22 protein-coding genes and 2 pseudogenes are annotated in these 25,249 nt (G+C 60.2%); 16 read left to right on the forward strand and 8 right to left on the reverse strand.

The window, feature by feature from the left end:
* Nucleotides 1-402, reverse strand: coding sequence for an SCP2 sterol-binding domain-containing protein (locus JQT59_RS34475; RefSeq protein ID WP_213574086.1), 402 nt, complete (start codon nt 400-402; stop codon nt 1-3).
* Between the two features lie 746 nt (nt 403-1,148).
* Here JQT59_RS34475 and JQT59_RS38565 point away from each other — a divergent pair.
* Nucleotides 1,149-1,721: pseudogene (locus tag JQT59_RS38565) on the forward strand (transposase); the annotation flags it as partial.
* Between the two features lie 143 nt (nt 1,722-1,864).
* Here JQT59_RS38565 and JQT59_RS34485 read toward each other — a convergent pair.
* Both JQT59_RS34485 and JQT59_RS34490 read right to left on the reverse strand, forming a co-directional pair.
* Nucleotides 1,865-3,223 (reverse strand): C40 family peptidase, encoded by a 1,359-nt coding sequence (locus tag JQT59_RS34485; protein ID WP_213574088.1) that lies wholly within the window; start codon nt 3,221-3,223, stop codon nt 1,865-1,867.
* Nucleotides 3,213-4,253: an ABC transporter ATP-binding protein gene (locus tag JQT59_RS34490; RefSeq protein ID WP_213574090.1), complete on the reverse strand. Its 1,041-nt coding sequence runs from the start codon at nt 4,251-4,253 to the stop codon at nt 3,213-3,215. Before JQT59_RS34490 ends, JQT59_RS34485 begins: the two co-directional genes overlap by 11 nt.
* A 927-nt stretch (nt 4,254-5,180) precedes the next feature.
* Between JQT59_RS34490 and JQT59_RS34495 the strand changes: the two genes are divergently transcribed.
* From JQT59_RS34495 to JQT59_RS34555, 13 genes are all read left to right on the forward strand, one after another.
* Nucleotides 5,181-5,969, forward strand: coding sequence for an MlaE family ABC transporter permease (locus tag JQT59_RS34495; RefSeq protein ID WP_249354030.1), 789 nt, complete (start codon nt 5,181-5,183; stop codon nt 5,967-5,969).
* Between the two features lie 43 nt (nt 5,970-6,012).
* Nucleotides 6,013-6,831 carry an MlaE family ABC transporter permease gene (locus JQT59_RS34500; RefSeq protein ID WP_249354693.1) on the forward strand — a complete coding sequence of 273 codons (819 nt, stop codon included), beginning with the start codon at nt 6,013-6,015 and terminating at the stop codon, nt 6,829-6,831.
* Nucleotides 6,832-6,847: 16 nt separating this feature from the next.
* Complete coding sequence (locus JQT59_RS34505; protein ID WP_213578335.1) at nt 6,848-8,053, forward strand: MCE family protein; 1,206 nt, start codon at nt 6,848-6,850, stop codon at nt 8,051-8,053.
* Nucleotides 8,050-9,069, forward strand: a complete 1,020-nt coding sequence (locus JQT59_RS34510; RefSeq protein WP_213574094.1) for an MCE family protein — start codon at nt 8,050-8,052, stop codon at nt 9,067-9,069. The genes JQT59_RS34505 and JQT59_RS34510 overlap by 4 nt, the downstream gene beginning before the upstream one ends.
* Nucleotides 9,069-10,295, forward strand: coding sequence for an MCE family protein (locus tag JQT59_RS34515; RefSeq protein WP_213574095.1), 1,227 nt, complete (start codon nt 9,069-9,071; stop codon nt 10,293-10,295). The genes JQT59_RS34510 and JQT59_RS34515 overlap by 1 nt, the downstream gene beginning before the upstream one ends.
* 38 nt (nt 10,296-10,333) lie before the next feature.
* Nucleotides 10,334-11,632 (forward strand): virulence factor Mce family protein, encoded by a 1,299-nt coding sequence (locus JQT59_RS34520; protein ID WP_213574097.1) that lies wholly within the window; start codon nt 10,334-10,336, stop codon nt 11,630-11,632.
* Nucleotides 11,632-12,798, forward strand: coding sequence for an MCE family protein (locus JQT59_RS34525; protein WP_213578337.1), 1,167 nt, complete (start codon nt 11,632-11,634; stop codon nt 12,796-12,798). The genes JQT59_RS34520 and JQT59_RS34525 overlap by 1 nt, the downstream gene beginning before the upstream one ends.
* Nucleotides 12,798-14,246, forward strand: coding sequence for an MCE family protein (locus tag JQT59_RS34530; protein ID WP_213574099.1), 1,449 nt, complete (start codon nt 12,798-12,800; stop codon nt 14,244-14,246). Before JQT59_RS34525 ends, JQT59_RS34530 begins: the two co-directional genes overlap by 1 nt.
* Nucleotides 14,216-14,896 (forward strand): Rv1363c family protein, encoded by a 681-nt coding sequence (locus JQT59_RS34535; RefSeq protein ID WP_213574101.1) that lies wholly within the window; start codon nt 14,216-14,218, stop codon nt 14,894-14,896. The genes JQT59_RS34530 and JQT59_RS34535 overlap by 31 nt, the downstream gene beginning before the upstream one ends.
* On the forward strand, nt 14,893-15,891 hold the full coding sequence (locus JQT59_RS34540) for an RDD family protein (protein WP_213574103.1): 999 nt from the start codon (nt 14,893-14,895) through the stop codon (nt 15,889-15,891). The genes JQT59_RS34535 and JQT59_RS34540 overlap by 4 nt, the downstream gene beginning before the upstream one ends.
* A gap of 70 nt (nt 15,892-15,961) precedes the next feature.
* On the forward strand, nt 15,962-16,744 hold the full coding sequence (locus JQT59_RS34545; RefSeq protein ID WP_213574105.1) for an Rv1363c family protein: 783 nt from the start codon (nt 15,962-15,964) through the stop codon (nt 16,742-16,744).
* The gene (locus tag JQT59_RS34550) at nt 16,741-17,808 is read left to right on the forward strand and encodes an RDD family protein (protein ID WP_213574107.1); all 1,068 of its coding nucleotides are present in this window, start codon (nt 16,741-16,743) and stop codon (nt 17,806-17,808) included. Before JQT59_RS34545 ends, JQT59_RS34550 begins: the two co-directional genes overlap by 4 nt.
* Before the next feature lie 81 nt (nt 17,809-17,889).
* A complete protein-coding gene (locus JQT59_RS34555) occupies nt 17,890-19,125 on the forward strand; it encodes a TetR/AcrR family transcriptional regulator (RefSeq protein WP_213574109.1) in 1,236 nt (411 codons plus the stop codon).
* 88 nt (nt 19,126-19,213) lie between these two features.
* Here the strand turns inward: JQT59_RS34555 and JQT59_RS34560 are convergent, their stop codons facing one another.
* The 3 genes and pseudogenes from JQT59_RS34560 to JQT59_RS34570 form a co-directional block, all read right to left on the reverse strand.
* The gene (locus tag JQT59_RS34560; RefSeq protein WP_213574111.1) at nt 19,214-19,528 is read right to left on the reverse strand and encodes an integrase core domain-containing protein; all 315 of its coding nucleotides are present in this window, start codon (nt 19,526-19,528) and stop codon (nt 19,214-19,216) included.
* Nucleotides 19,529-20,370: 842 nt separating this feature from the next.
* Nucleotides 20,371-20,544 (reverse strand): annotated as a pseudogene (locus JQT59_RS37450) (hypothetical protein); the annotation flags it as partial.
* A 112-nt stretch (nt 20,545-20,656) separates the two neighbouring features.
* On the reverse strand, nt 20,657-21,709 hold the full coding sequence (locus JQT59_RS34570) for a TIGR03617 family F420-dependent LLM class oxidoreductase (protein ID WP_213574113.1): 1,053 nt from the start codon (nt 21,707-21,709) through the stop codon (nt 20,657-20,659).
* A 683-nt stretch (nt 21,710-22,392) separates the two neighbouring features.
* Between JQT59_RS34570 and JQT59_RS38570 the strand changes: the two genes are divergently transcribed.
* Together JQT59_RS38570 and JQT59_RS34580 are read left to right on the forward strand one after the other, a co-directional pair.
* A complete protein-coding gene (locus JQT59_RS38570; RefSeq protein WP_502939892.1) occupies nt 22,393-22,530 on the forward strand; it encodes a hypothetical protein in 138 nt (45 codons plus the stop codon).
* Between the two features lie 123 nt (nt 22,531-22,653).
* Nucleotides 22,654-22,953, forward strand: coding sequence for an SDR family oxidoreductase (locus JQT59_RS34580; RefSeq protein ID WP_213574115.1), 300 nt, complete (start codon nt 22,654-22,656; stop codon nt 22,951-22,953).
* Between the two features lie 178 nt (nt 22,954-23,131).
* Here the strand turns inward: JQT59_RS34580 and JQT59_RS34585 are convergent, their stop codons facing one another.
* Together JQT59_RS34585 and JQT59_RS34590 are read right to left on the reverse strand one after the other, a co-directional pair.
* Complete coding sequence (locus JQT59_RS34585; RefSeq protein ID WP_213574117.1) at nt 23,132-23,527, reverse strand: TetR-like C-terminal domain-containing protein; 396 nt, start codon at nt 23,525-23,527, stop codon at nt 23,132-23,134.
* A gap of 452 nt (nt 23,528-23,979) precedes the next feature.
* Nucleotides 23,980-24,960 carry a pentapeptide repeat-containing protein gene (locus JQT59_RS34590; protein WP_213574119.1) on the reverse strand — a complete coding sequence of 327 codons (981 nt, stop codon included), beginning with the start codon at nt 24,958-24,960 and terminating at the stop codon, nt 23,980-23,982.
* Nucleotides 24,961-25,249: the final 289 nt, after the last annotated feature.

Here is a 25,249-nt window from a genome sequence, read left to right on the forward strand (position 1 = left end):
TCAGACCAGCAGGTCCGGCCGACCATCGGCGTTGAGTCGATCGATATACGCCGGAATCAACCTCTTACTCAGCGGAGCCAGCTTGAGAAGTGATGCGATGTCGCCACTGACCTTGACTTTGCCCTTGGCCATTGCCAGCGGGAGGTTGACCTTCCCTTGCCAGTATGCGTTTCCCGTCTCGGCACTCATCGCCAACACTGCACCACCCTCAACGTCTGCATCGGCGCGGCCGACCGTCCCGGCACCCAGATCGACGATCAGACTTACATCGGGATCTGAATAGGTGGTTTGAAGGCGCGCTCCTGTCGCCTTGAGCTTCGGCCCCAGTTCGGGGTCGCGGAACGCCTCTTCAAAAATTCCACCCAAGTACTTCTCCACCTCATCGGCATTTGCGAATCCCATGATGTTCCTCTCTCAGGCGCCTGACCGCGGAATACCCCGCGGAATTCTGGAGGCCACAGGGGTAGCGTGCTCTCAGCTCGTCCAGTGACCCACGTCTCAAAGATAACACGCTTTATGTTCTTTGTCACCCACTGTTCGCGTTTTTTCGCTCTTTTTCAGCATCAACAACTCGTACTTTCGCCCGCCCACTCAATCGCGACTGCGGCTCGGGGCGGCGACATACTGCGCGTAAGAGTCGCCGTTCTGACTCACCTTTCGATGCTCGTAACGTCCGACGCGTCGAGCGCCGGGCGGCTTGAACCCTGTGCGATCGATCTGCCGCAGATCCGTGTCAGGCGAACCTCAGCCCCGATCCATAGGGCCGCACTTCGGCTAGAATTCATAACCTTTGCTACTATTGGCTCGGGGTCGCGTCTCAAAAACAATCCTTGGTGGACCTTGTCAGGTCGCGCAGGTGTCGCGAACAGCGGGCAGGTGCCCGATTCAACAATCAAGAGCGCGTCGGATTTCGCGCTCGGGTGACCATGCAGCAACTGTGGATGGCGGTGCCCACACGCTCCCGGAGAAGTACGGCATCCGGAGGCACTACCCCGTTACCCTGTTCGTGGTGCCGTTTCGCGGGACCGCGGTCGCCAACTTCGGTATGACTTCTTGCCGCTGTCTCTCGAATGATCCGGGGTGTCGCCGAACCTGGTGGCATCGTTGGACCGCTGATAGACCTCCGATCAGGCCCGACCACTCGCCACGTGCAGGGCGACGCCCGCCCGGTCGACCCGGAGGGCCCGACCGATATCCTGGCGCTGCTCTACGAGCGTCGAAAAATCTGTCCAACAGTCGAACTCGTTTCTTCAATCTGCTGCACGCGTTGCTTCGACAGCGGTTCGCCGGCGGAGCAACGACCTCGTTGACCGCGGCCTCGGCCACCACCCCACTGCGGGGCTTTCGTGCCCGCAGCGAGGCCGACCGAACTCGCGTCGAACTGTGTCGAGATTTGATCGCCGACATCCGACGCCTCGACGTCCAGCTCGCGGCGAACGAGAAGCAGATGGCCGATGCCCTCGACGAGCACGGCACCCGCCTGCGCGGGGTCGACGGGATCGGCGCGGTGACCGCAGCCCGCCTGATCGGCCGCACCGGTCGGCCAGATCGCCCCCCGACCCGCGGCAGCTTTTGCGAACTACAACGGCTCGGCGCCGGTCCAGATCATCACCAGCGCCGACACCGACCGGCACCGACTCTCACGCCACGGCGACCGACAGCTCAACAGCGCGCTCTATACCGTCGCTGTGGTTCAGATCCGGATGCACACCAGCGCCGGGCCAACTAAAATGCAGGTCCATATTTCAACTACTCATGCGGGCGGGAGGTAGCCGCGGATGAGCAACCAAGCGATCGCCGTAACGAGTTGCTGCAGTGGATCAACCAGATCGAAAACCATCAGAATTCCCTTCACACGCCAATTTCATTGACGCTCTGCTGGAGTAGACGCCGGCGACAACACGCGCCGGGCCTTCATCTCGGGAAAGACGTCCGCGATGCGCACGACGTCACCCGTGGTGGGGGCGTGGATCATCTGACCGTTGCCGATGTAGATAGCGACGTGCCCGGGACCGCCCGATTGCCAGTTGCCGAACAGCAGGTCCCCGGGCCGGGCCTGGTCCATCGGAATCTCCTGCCCGATATTCCACTGGGTCTCGGACGTGCGGGGCAGGGTGATGCCCGTGGCGGCGTGGACCGCGAAGGACGTCAGTCCCGAGCAGTCGAAGCCGCCACCCGAGGGACCGTCGATGTTGCCGCCGCCCCACACGTAGGGCAGACCGAGGTAGCGGATGGCCGATTCGACCACCCGCCCGCCGGCACCGTCCGCCCGGGACAGTCCGATGAGTGGTGCGAGCAGCTGCGCGAAGGACGGTTCGTTGGCCCGGATCTTCGCCACATACGGTTTGGTCTGGTTCTCGTAGTCCGGGCTGCCCGTGGGCATTCCACCCGATCGCAGCACGGCGCCGGATCCGGCGTTGTATGCCGCGATGGTGAGGTCGAGGGTGTCCCCGGATACCCGGCCCTGGCGTTTCCAGGCGTCGATCTGTTCGTGCATGTCGCAGAGCAGGTTTCCGGATGCCATCACGGGGTCTGCGATGCCGAGCACGTCGGCTCTTCCGTCGTCGTCGGCGTCCTTGCCGTAGATCGCCCAGGTGCCGGGCATGAATTGTCCCGGCCCGAGTGCGCCGGCCGGGGACACCGGTGCGGTGGGCCCGTATCGGAATCCGTTCTCGGCGGCATACAGCGCTGCGAGGGTCGCGGGCTTGATCGCCTCGCAGATGGATCCGGCCTTGCGCAGCCACGGTGCGAACAGTGCGATCGCACCGACCGGGGCGAGCGAGGCGCGCGGAAAGGCTGCCGGAACCGGTTGCAGCACAGCGCCGGATCCGGCATCAGTATCGTCGGCGTAGGTGGGTGGGCTCGACAGGAACGGCGGTACTGGTGATGCCGATTCTGGCTCCGACGGTGGTGCGACGTGCTGCGCGGACGGCTCGGGTTCGGTTGCCGGCGGAGGGGTGAGGGCGTCAGCCGGCAGGTGCGGTTCGAGTGCGGTCGCTGCCGCGGCGGTGACGTCGTCCACCGCCTGCTGCGCGGGCTCGCGCACCGGCTCGGGTAACGCGGCGATCACGTCGGAAACCTGCTTGTCGACGCTCGGCGCCGAGTACGACTCGAGGGTCTGCTTTGCCTGATCCTTGATCTCCGGGGGCGCATCGGTGCCCTGGATGAACGCACCCGCCGCAGCGACGACGGCGACGATCAGGGTCGACGGGTCAACGGACATCGACCGCGCCTTCCAGCGATACGGTGCTGTCGTCGTAGAACCAGCCGCCGGATGTTTCGTCGAGGCTTTCCTGAATTGCGGCCTGCGCGCTCGGCGGCAGGGTGTGCATGATGTGTCGGACCCGTTCCTGCCGACGGGCGACGGCCTGCCGGTACGGCATCCCCGGCGTCGCCTTCATCTGCGGGACGATGCCCTCGACGTCTTCGACACCACCGGCATGATGACCGGCGTCGACCATCGCCTGCTCCGCGGCCATGGTCGCGTCGTCCTTCTCCTCCGACATCCCGATCGGGCCGATCATGGTGCCGTTGAGGAACTGCTTGACGACCGGCTGATCGCTGGTGAGCAGCACCTCCCGCGGGCCGAACATCACCAATTGCCGGCGGAACAGCATGCCGATGTTGTCCGGCACCGTCCGCGCCAGATTGATGTTGTGCGACACGATCAGAATCGTGGCATCGATTTCCGCATTGATGTCGATCAACGTCTGCGAAATGTAGGTAGTGCGAACCGGATCCAGACCCGAGTCCGGCTCGTCGACCAGGATGATCTGCGGATCGAGCACCAGGGCGCGGGCCAAACCGGCACGCTTGCGCATACCACCGGAAATCTCACCCGGCAGCTTGTCCTCGGCCCCGAGCAGACCGACCAGTTCCATCTTCTCCATCACGATCTTGCGGATCTCGGACTCGGACTTCTTGGTGTGCTCCCGCAGCGGGAACGCCACGTTGTCGAACAGGTTCATCGACCCGAACAGGGCGCCGTCCTGGAACAGCACACCGAACAGCTTCCGGATCTCGTAGAGCTCCTTGGACGAGCACTCGAGAATGTTGGTGCCGTCGATCACGATCGAGCCCTGCTCCGGGCGGAGCAAACCGATCAACGACTTGAGAAACACCGACTTACCCGTACCCGACGGGCCCAGCAGCGCACTGACCTCACCTGCCGGAAGGGTCAACGTGACGTCCTGCCAGATCCTCTGCGAGCCGAACGACTTGGTCAGTCCCTCGACGGATACCTCGACACCCATCACGTTCTCCTTTGTGGGATTGCGGTTCCAACCCGCTTCTCGCCGACTTCTATGTTCTTCTAGCGATATCGTTGGTGTGGCGGCGTCTCGGACATATCCCTGAAGTCTCGAAGACACCAAGAAGCCGATTGCTGAAATGCCCACAGCTGCATCAGGTCCAGGGCACAGGTGTGAACATGACGCACGGAACCAACTACGTTGGTCGTCTTGAGATCGGTGGCCCTCGGATCGAGTCGATGTCGAGCTGCCTACCGAATTCCTTCGACTGTGGGCTGCATCACTAAGTTCACCTTAACATAACTGCCCTCATGTTCAAGCCCCTCAGGTGGCATAGACTTCGAACTATCAACGCGAGCCGCCGTTGCAGTGATGTCTCGTCGCCGGTACCGCGTCGGTCGGCTTCGGCCAAAAGATCAGATCAGAGCAGGTTCATGACGGCACGCAAGAGTCGAAGGCGACAGTCAACCGCGAGAGCAAACTGCGAAAGGCGCGAAGCACTGCCGTGGGGTACATTTCGGCGCTACGCCGCGCGTAGCCTGCTACTCATCCAACGGCAGGCGTGAATCGCCGTTGGGACGATTCTCACGCCGGTCCGAGTGGGCGGCCTCGTGGATCTCCGCAGCTCAGCAGCCAACTTTGGAAGCCATAGGGAAACGTGGATAGACACCCTCACCCCTGCGGAGTGAACGAGGATTCGGTTGACATAAACCTCATTACGTGTGACAGTGATCGTGATGTGATGGAGCGCACACCTGCACGGAAGCGTGTGGGCGCCGCCGTTTGCATGGCTGCACTATTCGCCGCGCCGAAAGACCTCGGACAGCGATTCCCGCTTGCCTGCACCGGAAAATGATTCCGTCCAAGGTGTTTGCGAGCATCTCGTAGCCTCGCGTACCAAGTGGTTCTACAAACCAGAAAGAGCCTGATGTGACCAGTCTGATAGACACCTCACGTCGCACCATAGAAGCGCCGCTCAGAGCTGTCGGCTCATTCTTCGCAATGTGTCTCGATACGTTCCGAGCGATGGGGCGCAGACCCTTACAATGGGGCGAGTTCTTCCTCCAGGCGTGGTTCCTCGTTCGAGTAGCGCTTATCCCCACACTCCTGGTTGCGATACCCTTCACGGTCCTTGTGATCTTTACACTCAACATTCTCCTGGTGGAATTTGGCGCGGCGGACCTCTCTGGAGCTGGTGCCGGACTTGGTTCGGTGACCCAGATCGGACCCCTTGTTACTGTGCTCATCGTTGCAGGTGCGGGAGCAACAGCAATCTGCGCGGACCTTGGCGCTCGGACAATCCGAGAAGAGATCGATGCCATGAAAGTCCTAGGCATCGACCCAATTCACCGACTGGTCGTTCCCCGTGTCCTTGCGTCGACGGTCGTCGCGTTGCTTCTGAACGGTCTCGTCATCAGTATTGGTCTTGTTGGCGGCTTCTTCTTCTCGGTCTACTTTCAGAACGTGACGCCGGGGGCATACGTATCCTCACTCACCTTTGTCACCGGACTCCCCGAGGTAGTGATCTCGATGGTGAAAGCCGGCCTGTTCGGAATCCTCGCAGGACTTGTCGCGTGTTACCGGGGGCTTACCGTCAAAGGCGGTCCCAAGAGCGTCGGCGACGCAGTGAACGAAACAGTCGTCTACGCCTTCATGGCGTTGTTCGCTGTCAACGTCGTCGTCACGGCGATCGGCGTGAAGTTCGGAACGGGGAGCTGACATGGTCGAGACGACATCTGTGCTGCGCAGCCGTTTTCGGCGCATGTCCTCGGCGCTGGGAGCGCCCGGCCGATTCCTCGAGAGAGCCGGTGAACAAGCGCTGTTCTACCTGAGCATCATCCGATACGCCCCACACGCTCTTTCGAACTACCGAAAGGAAATGATCAGGCTCATCGCCGAGATCGGCATGGGCACGGGTGCACTCGCCGTAATCGGAGGAACGGTGGTCATCGTCAGCTTCATGACGCTGTCCGCCGGCGCACTTCTGGCAATTCAAGGATTTTCGTCTCTCGGCAACATCGGAGTCGAAGCACTTACCGGCTTCTTCTCGGCGTTCATCAACGTGAGGATCGCCGCGCCTGTCGTCGCTGGGATCGCACTCTCAGCAACGATCGGGGCCGGGGCGACCGCGCAGTTGGGTGCGATGCGCATCTCTGAGGAGATCGACGCACTCGAAGTCATGGCCATCCACTCGGTTTCCTATCTCGTTTCGACGCGGCTCGTTGCCGGGGTCGTATCGGTAGTCCCCATTTATTCCATGGCGGTACTCATGTCGTTCCTGGCATCCAGGGTGACGACAACATTTTTCTACGGACAATCCTTGGGAGTGTATGACCACTACTTTGCGACCTTCTTGAGGCCGACCGATCTGTTCTGGTCATTCCTACAGGCGATAATCATGGCGACGGCAGTGATGCTGATTCACTGCCACTACGGATTCAACGCCTCGGGCGGCCCGGCGGGCGTAGGGGATGCAGTGGGCAAGGCCGTGCGGTCGTCGCTCATCGCGGTCGTATCAATCACTCTGTTTGCATCGCTGGCTATCTACGGCGTCTCCGGCAACTTCAATCTAGCGGGCTAGGGGATCACTGGTGAATATGACGGTGACACAAAGCCGCAGGCGCAAGCCGCCATACCGTACTGCGGGCGCTGTACTGGTCGCCTCGGTGATCGGCGCAGTCGTACTAAGTTTGGTTCAGTTCCGGGGAGGGTTTACGTCGACCGTCCCGGTGACCGTGGTTTCCGACCGGTCCGGTCTGGTCATGGAACCGGGTGCGAAAGTTAAGGTTCACGGAGTCGTGGTCGGCTCCGTTACACACGTACAGGATGACGACGGTCGCGCAAGCTTGTCGCTTGCGCTGTTCCCCGCGAGCGCCGACGCTATTCCCGCGAATGTAACAGCTCAGATCAAGTCGACAACGGTGTTTGGCGCAAAATATGTTCAACTCGACCTTCCTGACGATCCGTTGACGCACAAGATTGCGTCGGGCGACGTGATCCACTCGACCAACGTCACCTCCGAGGTCAACACCCTGTTCGAGAATCTCAATTCAGTTATGCAGCATATTGATCCTGCGAAACTCAACGCCTCGCTGTCCGCTGTCTCTGAAGCGCTGCGTGGTAAGGGCAGCCAACTCGGCGAGACCCTCGTCAACGCTGACGACTATTTGACCAAACTCAATCCACACATGGAGAATCTCCAACAGGACTTCTCCGACGGTGCGCGTGTCGCCAATAACTGGGCAGATGCAGCCCCGGAGATCATGTCGGTGCTCGACAACGCCTCGGCAACGTCCGGAACAATCACCAGCCAGGAGCGGGAGCTCAACAATGTTCTGATGTCTGCAATAGGATTCGGGAATACTGGCGCATCCCTGTTCGGGGACAACGCGCAAGGAATGAAGGACGCTGCACGAGTTCTCGTTCCGACCACTCGCCTGCTTGCGAAGTACAGCCCTCAATATCCCTGCATGCTCAACAACTCGGTTTCAGCACTCGAGCAGATGAAGAAGTACATGGGCGACAACACCGGATACTCCCTCGATCTGGACGTTGCCCTCCTACCCGGCGACGACCCGTATACATACCCGAAGAACCTGCCAGTCGTTGCCGCCCAGGGTGGCCCAGGCGGAGCACCCGGCTGTTATCCCGAGATAACGAAGGACATGTATCCCGCGCCGGTACTAGTAGCAGACACCGGCGCAGGAGACGCTGTTGCCGGCGCCACTCAGTACAAGGCAGGCAGCCCCTCCTTCATCGAGTATCTCTTCGGAAACACGGTAGGAGGTGCACCGCAGCCATGAAGATCACCGGAACCGTAGTGAAGTTCTCCATCTTCGCAATCGTCATGCTGCTGATCTCGTTTGCGCTCGTAGTTGTCTTCGGCCAAGTGCGTTTCGACAGTCGTACGGGCTACACCGCCCAGTTCACCAACGTCTCCGGCCTCCGGCCCGGACAATTCGTCCGAATAGCTGGTGTGGAGGTTGGCAAGGTCGATGATGTGGTGGTGGTCGACAACAGTCGAGCTGCAGTGCGATTTTCGATCAACGACGGCGTCCGTCTCACAACCTCAGCACATGCCACCGTTCGATGGGAGAACCTTATCGGCGACCACTATCTCGAGCTTCTTGATGGCAGTGGTCCCTCGAGTCCCCTTCAACCCGGCGGGCAAATACCACTCACGAACACCTCACCAGGTCTTGATCTCGACGCACTCATCGGAGGATTCCGGCCGTTGTTCAAAGCGCTGGACCCCGACCAGGTCAATCGGCTCTCGAGCTCACTCGTATCAGCGCTCCAAGGCCAAGGCGGCACAATATCGAATGTCCTGACCCAAACCGCGCAATTGACCGCGACGCTCGCTGATCGTGACGAGCTCATCGGCTCTGTAATCACCAACTTGAACAATGTCCTTCGAACCGTTGACGAGAACAGTCACGGGTTCGATCAGGGGATCGATCAACTCCAACAACTGATCAGTGGTCTGTCAAGAACAGCCGATCCCATCGGGGACGCCCTCGTTCACGTCAATGACGCATCCGGTACGGTAGCCGCACTGCTCGGGGACACGCGCCCGGATATCCAAGGCGATATCGCTGAGCTCGGAAGAGTCTCCGACCAGATCAACTCTGACAGTGCCTATCTCGACGACCTCTTCGGACGTCTCCCCGATATCTACGCCCACCTGACCCGACTCGGTCAGTACGGTGACTTCTTCGGATTCTATTTGTGCGACGCCAATCTGAAAGTCAACGGTCCGGATGGTAATCCCGTCTACATCAAACTCGTCGGTCAGCGAGCGGGAAGGTGCCAGCCCTGATGAAGCCTTTCGCCGAAATGAACCCTGTCCGTATCGGAGTCATCGGACTCGTTGTTGTTGCAGCCATCGTACTCGTCAGCCAGAACTTTGACCGAATACCGTTACTCACCGCCGGAAACGTCTACAGCGCCTACTTCGCTGACACCGGCGGCCTCAAGGAGGGCGACAAGGTCGAGGTCGCCGGCGTGCAGGTCGGAAAGGTGCGCGGAATCGAGTTGGACGAAGACAAGGTCTTGGTCGAGTTCGACGCCAAGGGTATCGACCTCGGCTCCGACTCGACTCTGGCAGTCAAGACACAAACCGTTCTCGGGAACAAATCTCTCCAACTATCCCCCCAGGGAAGTCGGCGTTTGGGTCGCGGACAAATCATCCCGGTATCGCAGACCACCACGCCATACATGCTCACCGATTCACTCGGCGATCTCACCACCACGATCAGTGGCCTCGACACCGAAGACCTCACCTCCGCGTTGGATACGCTCAGTGGTGTCTTCGACCAGACTGAACCGAACGTCGCCGCCGCACTCGATGGTGTCTCGCGATTCTCGAGTTCCATCGCCACTCGCGACGAGATGATCAAAGATTTGTTCGGCAACGCCGAACAGGTCACCTCTGTGCTCGCCAAACGCAGCGATCAGATCAACAAACTTCTCGTCGACGGAAACACCCTGCTCGGCGCACTCGATCAGCGCCGGCAGCAGATCGACACACTCCTGGGAAGAATCTCGGCCGTCACTCAAGAAATTCGCGGACTTATCGCGGACAACCAGTCCCAACTGCGTCCGACACTGGACAAGCTAAACCAGGTCCTGGAACTTCTTGACAAACGCAAGCAAGAGCTATCCTCTAGCATCAAACCGCTCGGCCAGTACGCATTGTCCGTAGGCGAAGCCGTTTCAGGAGGGCCGTTCTTCAAGGCATATGTTGTCAATCTTCTCCCAGGCCAATATCTTCAACCGTTCATCGATGCGGCATTCAAGGACAAGGGCGTGGACCTCGGAGTACTTGGCCGTTCAACGTTCCCCACAACCTGCGGAGACAACACGCCGCCGGGAACGGTTCCGTCGGGCCACACCGATGCAGTGCCGAACCCGAGTAACTGTCCAGTCCAACCCGGGCAACTGCCCGGGAGCCCGATAGCGACACCGCCACCCCAGCCAGCCCTTCAGCTACCTGGGCTTCCCGCGCTGCCGGCGATCCCGGGGATTCCCGGACTAGGAGGCTGAGTTCCATGAAAGATCGTCCGTCAAAGGTGCGCTCATACATGGCACAGCGCTCCGCCAAGAAGGTTGCGGCCGTAGTCCTGAGCCTTGCCGTCGTCGCAGGAGCGATGTATGGAGGCGTTCGTCTCTATTCCGAGCTCACCACCACATCGGTCACCGCGTACTTCACCAGTACCAACGGCATTTTCGTCGGCGACGATGTGAAGATACTCGGAGTCAGCGTGGGCAAGATCGACCAGATCGTACCGGAGGGCCCCCAGGTCAAAGTCGACTTTCACTACGACTCCAAGTACAAGGTCCCCAACGACGCCAAAGCTGTCATCCTCTCACAAAGCCTGGTGTCCGCGCGCGCTATCCAGCTCACTCCGGCGCACACGGATGGACCCGCCCTCGCCGATGGCGCGTCGATACCTGTCGAGCGGACGGCGGTGCCCGTTGAATGGGACGATTTCCGCAAGCAGCTCGAACGCCTCGCCGACTCCCTAGGGCCCACAGAGACCAGTCAAACCGGTCCGTTGGGGGAATTCATTTCGTCGACCGCCGACACGCTCGCCGGTAAAGGTGACTCGATCAACGAGACCCTCTCGAACCTGTCCGAGGCGATGAAAACCGTATCCGACGGGCGCCAGGATCTGTTTGCCGTCGTCAGAAACCTTCAAGTGTTCGTCAGTGCGCTGGCCGGCAGTGAGCAACAAATCGTGCAGATCAATAATCGTCTAGCCTCAGTCACCAGCGTGATGACCAACTCGGACCGCGAACTATCCGGCGCGTTGCAGGACATCGACAGTGTCACCGACGATCTCCAACGATTCATAGCTGACAATCGAGGAGGCGTGCAACACTCCCTCGATCGTCTCGCGTCGGTAACGACAGCCCTTAACGACGTGCGACCCGACATCGAGCAACTTCTGCACGTTGCGCCCACGGCACTTGCCAACTTCTACAACATCTACCAACCTGCACAGGGCGCCCTGACCGGCGCGTTGGCAGTCACCCAGTTTCAAAATCCCGTCCAGTTCGTCTGCGGTGCAATTCAATCCGCAAGCCAGTTGGGCGCGGAAGAGTCAGCCAAGCTTTGCGCGCAGTATCTCGGACCGGTACTGCAGACGCTCCAGTTCAACTATCCTCCGTTCGGTGCCAACCCCATCGCGGGTGTGCAGGCACGGCCTGACCAAGTTGACTACAGCGAGGATTGGCTCCGAGACACTCTGGGCGTCACCAGCAGCGCGTCTCGCAATGCGGTTTCGGTGGGTGCGGGTAGTGGTCTCGCAGGACTCCTCGGCCAGATCCCTATCCTTGGTGCCGTTGGCACGCCAGCACCCCAAAGCGGAGGAAGATGATGTTCGGGACGCATTGCGGCACGAATGCGCTCCAGCGTAAAGCTCGGTTACGTCTATGCGCAGCTGTAGTTGCCATTTTCGCCTTGCCTGGCTGTGGCACGTGGAAGGGTGCAAACTCGCTTCCCCTCCCCGGGACTTCGGGGGGAGGGGATGGCTCATACACGATCTTCATCGAAATGCCGAACGTAACCTCTATTCAGCAGAACAGTCGTGTGCGAGTCGCGGATGTAGATGTCGGTACCATCACCGATATCCAACTGCAGAATTGGCACGCGCTCGTCACGGCACGGATCTCTCGCGACGTCGTCTTGCCCGAGAATGCCACCGCTAAAGTTGGCCAGACCAGCCTTTTGGGCGCACTGCACATCGAGCTGGCCCCACCCCTCGGCCAACAGTCCTCGGGGCAACTCACTGATGGCGACACGATTCCGCTTGATCACGCCGGCGCGTACCCGACGACCGAACAAACCTTGGCATCGCTTTCGACCGTTCTCAACGGGGGCGGTCTTGCACAACTGCAGGACATCAATACCGAACTCAACGCGGCACTATCCGGGCACGAGAGTCAGATCCGGGACCTACTGGGTCAACTCGACACCTTCTCAGCCGCACTCGAAGGTCAGAAGAATGACATTATCTCCGCCGCGGAAGGCCTCGACAGACTGGCGGGGACCGTGGATCGTCAGAACGCGGCCCTCACGACAGCACTCAACGAGATCCCGCCGGCACTGCGCGTGCTGAACGAGCAGAAGACACAGTTGTCGGACGCCATCACTGCTATCGGCAGGTTCGCGGCGGTCGCGGAGGACGTGACCAACGCCAGCTACAACGATCTGGTCGCCAATCTCAGGGATATTCGTCCGACGCTCGCGGGACTCGCGAACGCAGGACCAGCGCTGACTCGTTCTCTTGGGGCGGTACTCACGCCACCGTTCGCTGCGGACAACGTCACGAAGGTCATCAGAGGCGATTATGCCAACCTCACCGCCACGATCGACCTCACACTCGGGCGCATCGACAACTCCATGCTGCAGGGGACCCCTTTCGATGGCCACCTCACTGCGATTGAAACCGCGATGGGACGTACGGAGGGCCGGACGCCAGCAACGCAGACCACTAATCCATTGACCGCTCCGTTGAGCACGGTAGTCCAAAGAGGTAACTGATGCTGCTAACGAAGGTTGTTCGACGACAACTCACGGTGTTCATCGTTCTCACGATCGTCGCGCTCACGGTGATGGGAATCGTGTTCATGCAGATACCTGCGCTCGCCGGTATCGGCAGATACACTGTCACGTTGAATCTTCCGGCTACCGGTGGTCTGTACCAGAGTTCGAACGTCACGTATCGGGGAACAACGATCGGCCAGGTCGACAGAATCTATCTCGAAGGATCGAATGTTCGCGCGACATTGTCGCTCGACAGCTCGATCAAAGTTCCGTCCGATGCCGTGGCCGAAGTGCACTCGCGTTCTGCAATCGGCGAACAGTATGTCGACTTCCTACCAGCCAGCGACCGCGGACCGTTCCTCGAGGATGGGGACACCATCGGCCTAGATCGAACCTCGATCCCACAGGACATCGCTCCCATGCTCGACACAGTCGAAAGAAGCCTGACAGCTATTCCCCAAAATGACCTCACCACTGTGATCGATGAGACCTACCGAGCATTCAATGGCATTGGTCCACAGGTCAGTCAGCTCCTCGACAGCTCAGATGACCTGCTGCGAGATGCCCAAGGAAACGTTGACCCGACCACCCGGCTCATCGACGACCTCGGTCCGCTTCTCAATTCACAACTGGTCAGCAGCGACGCGATCAAAGACTGGGCGAAGAACCTCAATTCCCTGACCGCCCAGGCTAAGGACGCGGATCAACAGGTTCGAGGAATTCTGGACAAGGGTGCAGGCGTGGCTGATGAGGTGACCAGGCTGTTCCAAGATATGCAGCCGACGCTACCAATCATCCTGGGAAATCTGACCAGTCTGGGGCAGGTGGCGGTAACCTACAACCCTTCGCTGGAGCAGGTGTTGGTTCTCCTTCCCCAACAAATGAGCAACATGCAGACGATTGGGATCGCCAACAAGGGGTACACCGACCGGGGCTTCCTCTCGTTCAACCTCAACCTCAACGCACCGGAACCGTGCACTACGGGGTTCCTTCCCGCATCCGATCGACGCGATGGATCTGCAGTCGACTCCCCCCCGAGGACCGATGATTCCCTGTACTGCGCTGTTCCGCAGGACGCGCAGGTCGATGTCCGTGGTGCACGCAACCTCCCCTGCATGGACGTGCCGGGAAAACGTGCCCCTACGGTCGATATCTGCAAAAGCGACCAGCAGTACGTCCCCAAGGGAACCAACCCCTGGATCGGTAACCCGACACCCACAACCGACAATCCTCTGGCAGAGCAGGGCAATGCCGCAGTACCCGAGCAAAGTCCACCGACTGGAGGTACAGCACCCGCCTCGGCAGAGAAACACACAAGTACGTCTCTGTACGACGAACGTACAGGGCAATATCAGGGCAGCGACGGACGAACCTACACGCTGACACCGTCCGCTCACTCTCAGGAAGCTCCGACATGGCAGACATTGATCACCGGCCCACGGTAGTGACCACTTCGCGACTGGGCGACATCGCCGAGGCCAGAGCGATCGCCGCACAGAAGGCAGCCGAGGCAGCGCGGTTAGCTGCCGAGGCAGCCGACGCCGTCAGCCAAATCGACGACGCGAACACCGGCGCGAAGACCGATTCTCGCCGACCTCGATTGCTGAGGCGTCATATATTCGCGGCAACGACTGCGGCACTGACTGTATCGTGTGTGCTACTGCTCGGCGCCTTGGTCGGATTGGCTCTGCATCACCAGACAGTGCAACGCGACCTGAGAAACGACACCGAAATATTGGACGGGGCCCGCGCGAGTGTAACGGCTCTGATTTCGCCCACCAGCGACGACGCAACTGAAAGTGCTCAACGCATACTCGACGATGCGACCGGAGGATGGTACGACGAGTTCTCCAAGAGCAAGGACGCCTTCGCCGCGGTGGTCCAGCAATCGCAAACCCAAGCCTCGGGCCTGGTCTCCGACGCCGCGATCGAGAAGAGAAATGACGACGGCAGCACATCCGTCCTCGTAGCAGGAACCTCGAGAGTCACAAATGCGGCGGGTGCCGATCAACAAGTGCGCACCTGGCGTTTGCGGGTCGACGTGATTCAAGTGGACAACCGAATCAAACTGGCGCGAGTAGAGGTAGTTCCGTGACCACACAACAGTCAGCTGCACTGCGGCTCAACAACCCGACCGAGTCAGCGGAGGTGTCGGCCCGTTCCGCCGGCAGACCCGTCACCTTCACTCCCTGGCGCCTGCGCGTCGTCGCATTCTCAATCGACTTGGTCGCGCCGGCAATACTCGCCGCAAGTCTCGTCCGTTTCCACCTTTTGGTGCCATCAGCTGCGTGGCTTCGAGTTGGCGCAGTCGCGGGGTGCGCCGCACTCGTCGCTTTCGTTCTCTGGAACAACACGCTGCGGACAGCTCGGCTCGGTGCCACCCTGGGAAAGTCGTTCACAGGGAGTCAGGTGCTCCTTGCCGATACCTCCCGACCCCCGACGATGACCCGTGCGATTCTTCGTCAACTCGCTCATATACTCGACACCATCCCCCTCCTGGTCGGATGGGCCTGGCCGTTATGGGACGCCAAGCGACAGACGTTCGCAGACAAGGCAGTCTCCACCATCGTCGTTGTCTCCGGTTCACCCTCCGAACAGCACCGTCACCACGCAGGCACAGCTGCAGGGTCATTGCTCCTCACGGTGATGATCGCTACGGCCACGTTGTGTGGTACCACGTACTTCCAACAGTTCAGGCCCGAACAACATCGCGATTCCACTGCGGCAGGGATCGCGGTCATCGCAGCCGACACTGCCGCCACCGCTCTGTCGTATACCCCCGACACCGTCGACACCGATGTTGCGAATGCCAAGTCCAAGCTCACGGGGGGATTCCTGGCCTATTACACGGACTATGCGGACACAACGCTCGTTCCCGGGGCTCGGAACCGCGGAATCGCGACGCATTGGACTGTGAACGCCGCGGCTCTGGCCTCGTCGACTCCGGACACGGCTGTCGTATTGGCCTTCCTGCGGGGCACCACGCAAGGGGCCGATGCTCCTGAACCGACCGATTTGACCAGCAGCGTTCGATTGCAGATGAAAAAGATCGACGGTCAATGGCTGATCGCTGATCTCATCCCACTCTGATCAATTGAAGAGCCGCCCATCCCGGTCCCTGACCAAGAACCAGTTCAGATTGTTTACCAGAGGAGTCACGATGGCCCGAAAGTCACCCAGTACTGCGCCTTCGCAAGCGCGCCTGCGGGCCGAGGATGCCAGAGTTGCAGCAGACGCGGCAGAGGCTCGAGCAGTAGCTGCTCTATCAGAGGCACTCGCAGCGCAGCAGGCCGCCGACCTCTTGGCGAGATCCCCCGAACCCGACTCCTCCGCCACCATTTTCAGCTCCAAGGCTGAGCCCGAGGATCACCCGATCTCCGAAAGAGAAGCTGGATCCCCCGAAGCTCCTCCGCCTGATTCATATCCCGCAGTACTGCCGAATCGCTGGATGCGGTGGTCGGTCTATCTGATTGTGCTCGTCATCATCTCAGCTTGTATTGCAACACTGCTGATGGATGCCAGACATCACACTGTCGAACAACAGACCGCTGACACAGCGGCTGCTCTTCGAACCGCGAGGACAGGAGTTTCACACCTGATCTCGGTCAACACCCAAGATGTGGACGGGTACGTTCAGCAGGTACTGGACGACTCCACAGCAGGCTGGCACGACGAATTCGATCAGCGTAAGGAGGACGTCATCGCAGTTCTTTCTCAATCTCAATCGGGGGCGGCCGGCCAAGTCACCGAGGCTGGGATCGAAGAGATCCTCGATGACGGCAGCACGTCTGTGCTCGTGTCAGCGGAAACCCAAAGCCAAGATACAAATGAATCGCAGGCTTCGAATGCACCGGATCAGAATCGGAATTCGCTGCGGTTCCGAGTCCGGGTTGTCGAAGTCGACGGACAGCTCAAACTCTCGAAAGTCGAGTTTGTACAATGAATACCACATCCACCGAGAAGCAAGCCGATACCCGCGAGCCACTCGATAGTAGGTCCTTGATCGGCGAAGCTTCCGGTAATGCGATACCTGAAGGTTCGTCGACCAAGGAAGCAGGGGAATCCCCCCGAGCATGCAGGCAGACAGCCCTGATTCCGGCAGCGAGCCGGTATCGGTATATAGCGGGCATATTTGACTGGCTCGTACCTGCTGTTATCGCCGCAGGAGTGATTACAGGCAACACAATCGCTGATCATTCCCCTCGGGTATTTCCCACGTCGGTCATTGCGGTAATCGCTATCGCGGCATACGTGGTGTGGAACAGCGTCATCGTTCAGGGCTCGACCGGTCGAACGATCGGAAAGCGCGCCGTGCGAATACGCACCGTGCAGGCGGGTGGACCGCACTCGCCGGGGTACAAAGGTGCAGTCGGTCGTGCTATAGCTCACGTCCTTGATACGGTGACATTCGTCGGCTGGTTGCGGCCGTTGTGGAATGCTCGCAGGCAGACATTCGCCGACTCGATCAGCGGAACCATAGTCATCTCCGACATTGATACCGACGGCCGCGCATGTCGTGCGGCAAGGGTGATCAACTGTGGAATCCTGGGCGCTGTCGTCTTATCACTCGCTATCTGCGTTGGCGCCTCCTACCTACTGCAGTACCGTCCCGCGACCGAGGTAGAAAGTGCGCGAGACGGAGCAACGCAAGCCGCAGCAGAAGGCACGCAGGCAGTCCTGTCTTACGAACCACAGACGGTGGAAGATGATATCTCGACTGCGACAAACCGACTTACAGGTGAGTTCCTCGAGTATTACAGCACATTCGCCCAACAGGTGGTTATCCCGACCTCCAAGCAGAAGAATGTCGCAATGAGAACTCAGATCGCGGGAACTGCCATCGAATCCATCTCGTCATCTACCGCAGTCGTTTTGGTGTATGTCAATCAAACTGCAACATCGCAAGACTCGCCGAATCCCGCCACCACGCAAAGTGCGATTCGGGTCGAACTTCAGCACGACAGCGACGATCGCTGGCTGATCTCCAAGTTCGATCCTGTCATCTGAGACGCGAATTTCGCCACAAGCGCGTTTCGCCCATCCCTTTTCGACCACGCGATCTGCCGAAGCCTAGAAGGGCGCTGGGTTATGAATGCCGCCACTCCCCTAGATCCCTCGCCGACGCCACGCGTCAGTCAGCGACGAGCGCAACTCGCAAAGGCAGCAGCGGACCGATTCCGTAAACAGGGCTACCAGAACGTTTCCATACGGCAAGTGGCAGAGGACGTAGGCCTGACAGCCCCCGCACTCTATCGTCACTACAAGAATAAGCAATCCCTACTCCATGCAGCACTGAACGTTGACCTTGAACGGGCAGAAGCCTTGGTCGCCGAAACGAGAAACATGCCGTTCGAGGATGCACTTGCACTCTTCGCTGAAGCGGCGCTACACCATCGCAACTTCTGGGTGCTACTTCAGCGTGATGCGCGTCATCTCGACTCCACCTTGCTGGCGGATGCCGGTATGCGTTTCAGTGCGATCGGAGACCATATACACACTCTGCTCAAACGCGTGTACCCCAACACACCCGAGCGAACGCTGCGTCTTGCCGCTGTCTCCACCTTGGCTGTCTTGGGCAGCCCCTCGCTGATTTCGGTAGATATGGCACACAGTACCTATCGACGATGGTTGGCTGCGGCAGCAGATTCCGCAAGTCGACCTTGCCACACCACTACGACGTTCTCCGAATCATATTCTCACGATCGGGACCACTTCGATAATCGCAGGGCACTCTCTCCTCAGAGCCACTCTGATTCCATACGGGACCTTTTGCTGACCGCTGCCATACGTCAATTCCATGAACACGGATACCATTCCGTAACAATGGAATCCATTGGCAAGGAAACTGGAATTGCAGCCTCGAGCATCTATCACTACTTCCCGGCAAAATCAGACCTTCTCGCCGGCGGCTTGTTTCGGGTATCGGAAGAACTTGCCATTAACAGAATCAAGTTATCGGATTCAGCCTTGTCCCCAGCGCAGCGCATACAGCGACTGGTACATGATTTTGTCGGACTGGCACTTGCAAATCGAGAGCTCTTCGGGCTGTACGTAGTCGAATCCATGAGTCTCGACAGCGCCGATGCGCACCACATCAGACAAGCGCTACGCGCAGAACTGGAGTTCTGGACGCGGAGCCTACAGACTCTTCGATCAGATTTGACGAATCCCGCAGCACGAGTGCTGATACACGCAGCACGATCGGTTGTCAATGACGTTGTTCGCATTGGAAATCTGCGTCAGCGGCCCGGCATCTCCACCGACTTAAAGGCGATTGTCATGGCCATTCTATTAACGCCGCGAGACCGCACACACGCAATCTAGCAGGCGCGCAGCTAGTTCGGATCAGATTGGCCGCGTATGGTCGTGGCAGGTCCCCGATAGTCGGTCCGGTCGCTTCTAGAGCCGATTCCTACGTGCAGTCGATCAGTCGATCTCGCACGCCACCGGCTGGTGCCGGTGCGTGCGTGCTCGGCAGGAGTTTGGTACCCAGCGCCGAATGACGGTGCCGATGATTGTGGTCGTCCTTGAAGTCCTCGATCACCACCCGGGCCTCGAGCAGCGTGGGCCAGTAGTTGCGATCGAGACACTCATCGCGCAGCCGGTTGTTGAACGACTCGATGAACCCGTTGTTCCACAGCGTGCCCGGCGGAATGTAGGACACCCCCACCGACCCAGCACAGAAGGTGCGCAGTGCCTCGGAGATGAACTCGGGCCCGTTGTCCATGCGCAACACCAGCGGCGGACACCCCACATCGCGAACGCCTTCTCCAAGCCCTCGATCAACCGGTCGGCGGTGATCGAGCGGTCCACGATGTTCAGCAACGACATCCGGGTATGCTCGTTGACCATCGACGCGATCTTCACCGTCTTGCCGTCAACGGTCGAGTCGAACTGAAGTCCACTGCCCACACAACATTCGGAGCATCCGGGTCGTCCGACGTCTGCGCCAATGGCAGCCGCCGAAACGCGGATCGGGAGAGCCCAACGACCCTGCACGCGAACCGCTCCGACATCTGCATGGTGCCGGTGAGCAGGGTGATTGCGACGTGGTAGGCGCGTTCGTACTCGTCCGGTGAGGGTCCCTCCAGGCCGGCTTGGATCCTGCGCGGGTTGTACCAGGTGTCGATATACCGAAACAACGCCCACTCCGCCCGCTCTTGTTGCGAATATGGTCGCGGGCCAATAGATTAATTCGACCTTGAGGGTCGAGTGCCGTTCCGCGTCTTCTCACGTTCCACGCAAGAACGGCAGATCGGGCTCATGTCGCCTCTATTCCGCACATCGCCCGGCCAGTAGGCGGGACTCCCGCCAGACTCATCCCGGCGCCATACACATACCCCGGTTTTGATGCCATCCGAACCTGTTACGACATTTCAACAGCTGTGACTGCTCGTCTTCCCGATCCTGCCTGACGCATCTTGTGCGCCTTTTCCCATATCGCTCACCACGACGGTCTTCAGCCAACGCAGCAGTGGGCGGCTTGTGGCCCTCCTCCACAGGACGGCTCCGAGGGAGCCATACACCCTCATCTCTTACGCAGCATCGTTTCAAGAAGCTCTTCCCACATCAAGCTCCTTTCAACGTTCGTGACACACGTGCATTCAGGTTTAGACCCTCGGGATAGATCGGGTACTGCGGAACGTCGCCCATCGCTGGCGGCGAGACGCCAGCCACCCCCTCGACGAGCCGGTCGCGCGAGGCGCCCGACACGACGTAGGTGTGCCACGGTTGCAGATTGCCGCCGGAAGGTGATCGGGTCGCGGCGTCGAAGACCCGGTCGAGGACGGCGCGGTCGACTGGTCAGTCGGTGAACTGGCGAAAGAACGCTTTTACCGCACCGCGTCGTACACGTTCACGAGGATCTTCCGTCGGTGTGGGGGTGATTGGCCTGGAGGAACTTCGCGACCTCGCGTTGCAGTTCCGGTGTGCGGACGCCAACGTTGTTGATGGTGTAGCGGGTCGCGACGTCACCCGAGCGCTCATAGAGCGCCTTCGCCGCCTCAGCGGGGCCGCCCTCGACCGCGAAGAGTCCGAGAATCTCGTCGTCGATGAGAGCGCCCATCGTGGCCCACTTGTTGTCGTCCGGCGCCTTCGACAGCCGGTTGAGTTCGTCGCCGAGGTCGCCCAGGCCGTGCAGGTCGAGGACCGGCCGGTAGGCGGGGGTCGAACCGTAGAACGCGATCTGCCGTCGTACCGCAGTCTTCGATGCGGCCAGTTCCTCCTCGGTGTGCCCGGTGACAACGAATCCGGACGCGATGATCTCCGGGTCGCCCCCGGGCGCACCCGGTGCACGTCGCCCGCGTTCCAGCGCGGGAAGCGTCACCTCCCGCACATAGCGGTCGGTGGTGAAGGGATGCAACAGGATTCCGTCGGCGACGCGACCCACGGTCTCGGTCATCTTCTCCCCGACCGCGGCGAGAAGAACTTCCGGTGCCGGCTGTTCGGACGGCGGCGTGAACATGGGAGTCATCAGGGTGTGCGTGTAGAAGTCGCCACGGAAGTCCAACTTCTCACCGGTGGCCCACGACTCCCAGATAGCCCGCATCGCGGAGACGAACTCGGCCATCCGCGGGGCGGGGGCGCTCCACGGCATCGAGAACCGTTTCTCGATGTGCGGCTTGATCTGGCTGCCGAGACCGAGCGACAGACGGCCGCCGCTGTAGTCCTGCAGGGCGCGACCCTGCACCGCCAGGGTCATCGGCGTCCGGGCGAAGGCCACGACGATGTTGGTCAGTAGGTCGACGCGCGTGGTCACCCCTGCCGCGATCGTCAGGTGCAGGATGGGATCCGAGACGACCTCACTGAACGAGACGCCGTCGAATCCGCTCGCCTCGGCCTCTCGTGCCATGTCCGGGACGTCGGCGAGCGCGCCCGTCGGCGAAGACAAGGGTAGAACTACTTTCATGCGCACTCCTGCGGGTCACGACCTCCCGGTCGTCTCGATAGCCGAAGTATAACGATCGCTAAGTGGATTTCAAGGGGCCGCGTTTGATGCGACGAAGGGGCGGGGCCTCGGCTCCTCGTGACGGTCCCGGCGGATGCTGGGAATGTTCACATCAATGGGTCTTTGCTCTCGGTGCGGCCGACATCGTCGTCGCCGTCCTGGTGGCCGTCGGTCTGCTGGATCTGTTCGCTGGATGAGCGCCAACGGTAAGTCGGACGAGGCCGACCGAGTTGAACGCGAGCAGGCAGTGCTCGTGGCCGTGTCGACCGGTGGTACGGCGATGATCAGACAGGCGCCGACCGACGCGCGAGAGGCCTTGACGACCGGCGATCGTCAGGGGACGACACTCACGAAGGAGACTCCACATGGAGAGCTTGACAACAAGGTCGCTATCATTGCCGGGGCTGGGTCGCGGCATCGGGGCATCCATCGCGAGGCTGTTTGCCAGGCAGGGAGCCCCCTGGTCATCGACGACCCGGGAAGCAGTCCGGACGACAACGGTGGTGACCAGGGAGCGGCCCGCGACGTAGCCGCGGAGATCGTTGCAGCAGGTGGTCGCGCGGTTTCCGACGGTGGAGACATCGCAGATGTAGCGACAGGTCACGGCTGTCCGGACCGCGATCGAAACGTACGGGAGGCTCGATATTCTCGTCAATGTCGCCGGCATCCTCCGCGACCGCATGATCTTCAACCTCGTGGAGGCCGACTGGGATGCTGTCATCTGCGTTCTCTTCAAGGGTCACTACAGCACGGTCCGCCCTGCGGCAGCCTACTTCCGATAACAGCGCAACCTCGACGGGCACTATTGGATCATCAACTTCACGTCGGTGTCCGGCTTGCAGGACTCCCCCGGCCGCCGAACTACGGTGCTGCGAAGATGGGCACTGTCGGCCTCACGTATTCGCTTGCGCAGGGGCTTGCTTGCTCGCTACGGCGTTACAGCCAACGCCATTGCTCCGGGTGCGGAGACTCGGCTGACCGCAACGGTGCCCGACGACAAGAAGATCGACGCCGGGGACTTTGACCAGTCCGAGCACTCTCCCGACAACATTGCTCCCCTTGCATTGTTCATGGCGAGCGGACGATCCGACTGGCTCTCCGATCGAGTTCTCTCGGCGCAGGGGTACCAGGTCGGGCTCTACAGCAGTCCGGAGGAGATTCGCTCTCTGTCGAGAACACCGCTACGTGGAAGCTCGATGGGCTGACCGATGCACTGGAGGCGAACTTCCGTCCGGTCGCCGACGGTCTTCCGCACTGCATCTTCGCTGCCCAGCTGGCGTAGCACCGCGCAGCGAAGTCGTTGAGGCCCCTCTTATCGACGAGAATCGCTACGTGATTGCGAGATTGAGACGGCACTGCCCCTTCAGGTCCGCGCCGCCGCAATCACAAAAGAGCAGAATCATCCCGTATAGCAGAACGGAGTGCCGCATCGACGATGTCGTTGGCAAACGTGGTTTTCGCAGCAAAGAACCGATCTTGTCGGTCCATCGGCACGAGCAGGTAACGATTGATCACCGCGCCACGGATAAGGTCGAAAATCACAGTGGCGGAGACATCTTCCAGTAGCTCACCACGAGCCACCGCTTCAGCGATCGAATCCCTCGCCGACTCGATCCACCGCTGGCGGACGGGGTCCATTGCACGGCCGAGGATCTCCGGATAGACCTTGGCTTCGAGCTGCAACCGCAGTTCGGCCAGACCGTACGGAGTCCGCAAGTCCTCGATGAACTGCTCTGCCATCTGAACGAGATCCCGCCTGATGTTCCCGGTGTCAGGCATGCCTCGGTCGCTGAACGAGTGGACCGCCTTGGTAAGTAGATCTTGCTTGCTCGACCATCGACTGTAGAGAGCTGCCTTGCCGACTTTTGCGCGAGTGCTGGCGGCCAGGGCATCACCCCAGATGATCTCGATCTAGTTGCCGAGATGCTAACCAACGCAGCACAGCGCTAATGCCGCCATGCCCGTCGGCGAGCCGATCGAGGAGGCGGGCGTATCCCGTGATCGCCGATGGGCATCGGGGTAGACTCAGTCATATCAGCGGTCAATGTTCAGCCGCCGTCGCTTCTGCGACGGTCTCGGTATCCACTTCGGCAGTACCGTCGCTCATCGAATTTCCCGACCCGGCCCCGACACCAACTTCGAGGATATTGGCGCCCGGCGCTTCGGACCAGCCACGTGGATCACCGTCGACAGGCGTGTGCCAGATCGCGATCCGACTGACCAACGGCTTCTCAAACTGGGCACTTGAATGTCACCTCGCCGACACTGACGACGTTCTGCAGCATGCCGCCGTCCTTGAACTTCGCCTCCGAGAAATCGAACTCCTGTCCATCGATACCATCGAAGCCGACCACCTGATTGAAGGTTGCTCCCGCGAAGGTCACAGCAGACTGAAACTCAGTATCACTGACCTTTACGCCACCGTCAAAGACCGCGTCGGCGAACATAGCCCTCCCACCTACGCGTGTAAGCACGTCCGCCGACTCATCGCTGGGTTCGCCGCTCTCTGCCACGAACGGTGCACCCACAATCTGCAAATGCTCAGCGAAGTGCGCGCCAGAGAAGATCGCATCGGATTCAAAGGTGCACTGCTCGAAGATCGCCAGCTCGAAGCGAGCCAGCGCGAAAACCGCCATGCCCTCAAAACGAGTTCGCCTGAAGATCATCATCCTTGGGAACACACTGCTAAAGAAGTAAGCATCGACCAGATGGGCGTCAGTGAAATCGAGAGACAACCGCGCCCACGGCCGCGGGTCCCAATCGCCACCTTTCGACATGAGTCGTTGCGCGACGATGCCCGTTATCGTCGCACGCACAGCACGATCATTCTGCGGGAACTCGAAGTGCTCCTCCTCAGAGACCTTATCGTCGAGATTCCGCTTGACCACACGCTTCGTCTGGAAATTCTTCCCCGAATCACGCTTGTACGGCAACCTCAGATAGCCGCAAAGCACCTCCACGCACATCTGCGCTTGCGGAACGTTGTCCCGCTCGAGCCATTCATCAGCAATCGTTGCGAGCGCATACGCGCCGGCCATTCGCACCGCCGCCGACGTGTGTGAGAGCTGCTCGACAGCCGTAGCGAACCGAGTCCGTAACTCGCTCAACGCATCGGAATCGAGACTCCGCGTCGCAAGGGCATGCGACAGATCTGCGGTTCGCTGCTTGCGATACGCGAGATACGCCGCACCACCAGCGACCAAGAACGCCACCGACCTCCACGTCAATGACCACCAATGTTCATCCTCAAGGGGCTTCGATTTCACCAGAGGATTCTGCACCAAGCACCGATACGCCTGCGGCGAGCACCCTAAGAACCATGGCGCACTCCCCGAAAATGTTGGCCTGCGCAGCTCCCGCGAAACCGAACAGCCGACCCCAGGGTCGCGGTGAACGCCGTCGGTCACGCGGCCGGAAATCCGTCGGTGAGGCATACCACCGAGTGAACGACAGAAAGGCCGAGAAGGATCGGAAGGTAGTCGTCGTAGCCGTCCCAGAAAA

The sequence above is a fragment of the Rhodococcus sp. USK13 genome (genome assembly GCF_018343855.1).
Classification (GTDB): domain Bacteria; phylum Actinomycetota; class Actinomycetes; order Mycobacteriales; family Mycobacteriaceae; genus Rhodococcus_F; species Rhodococcus_F oxybenzonivorans.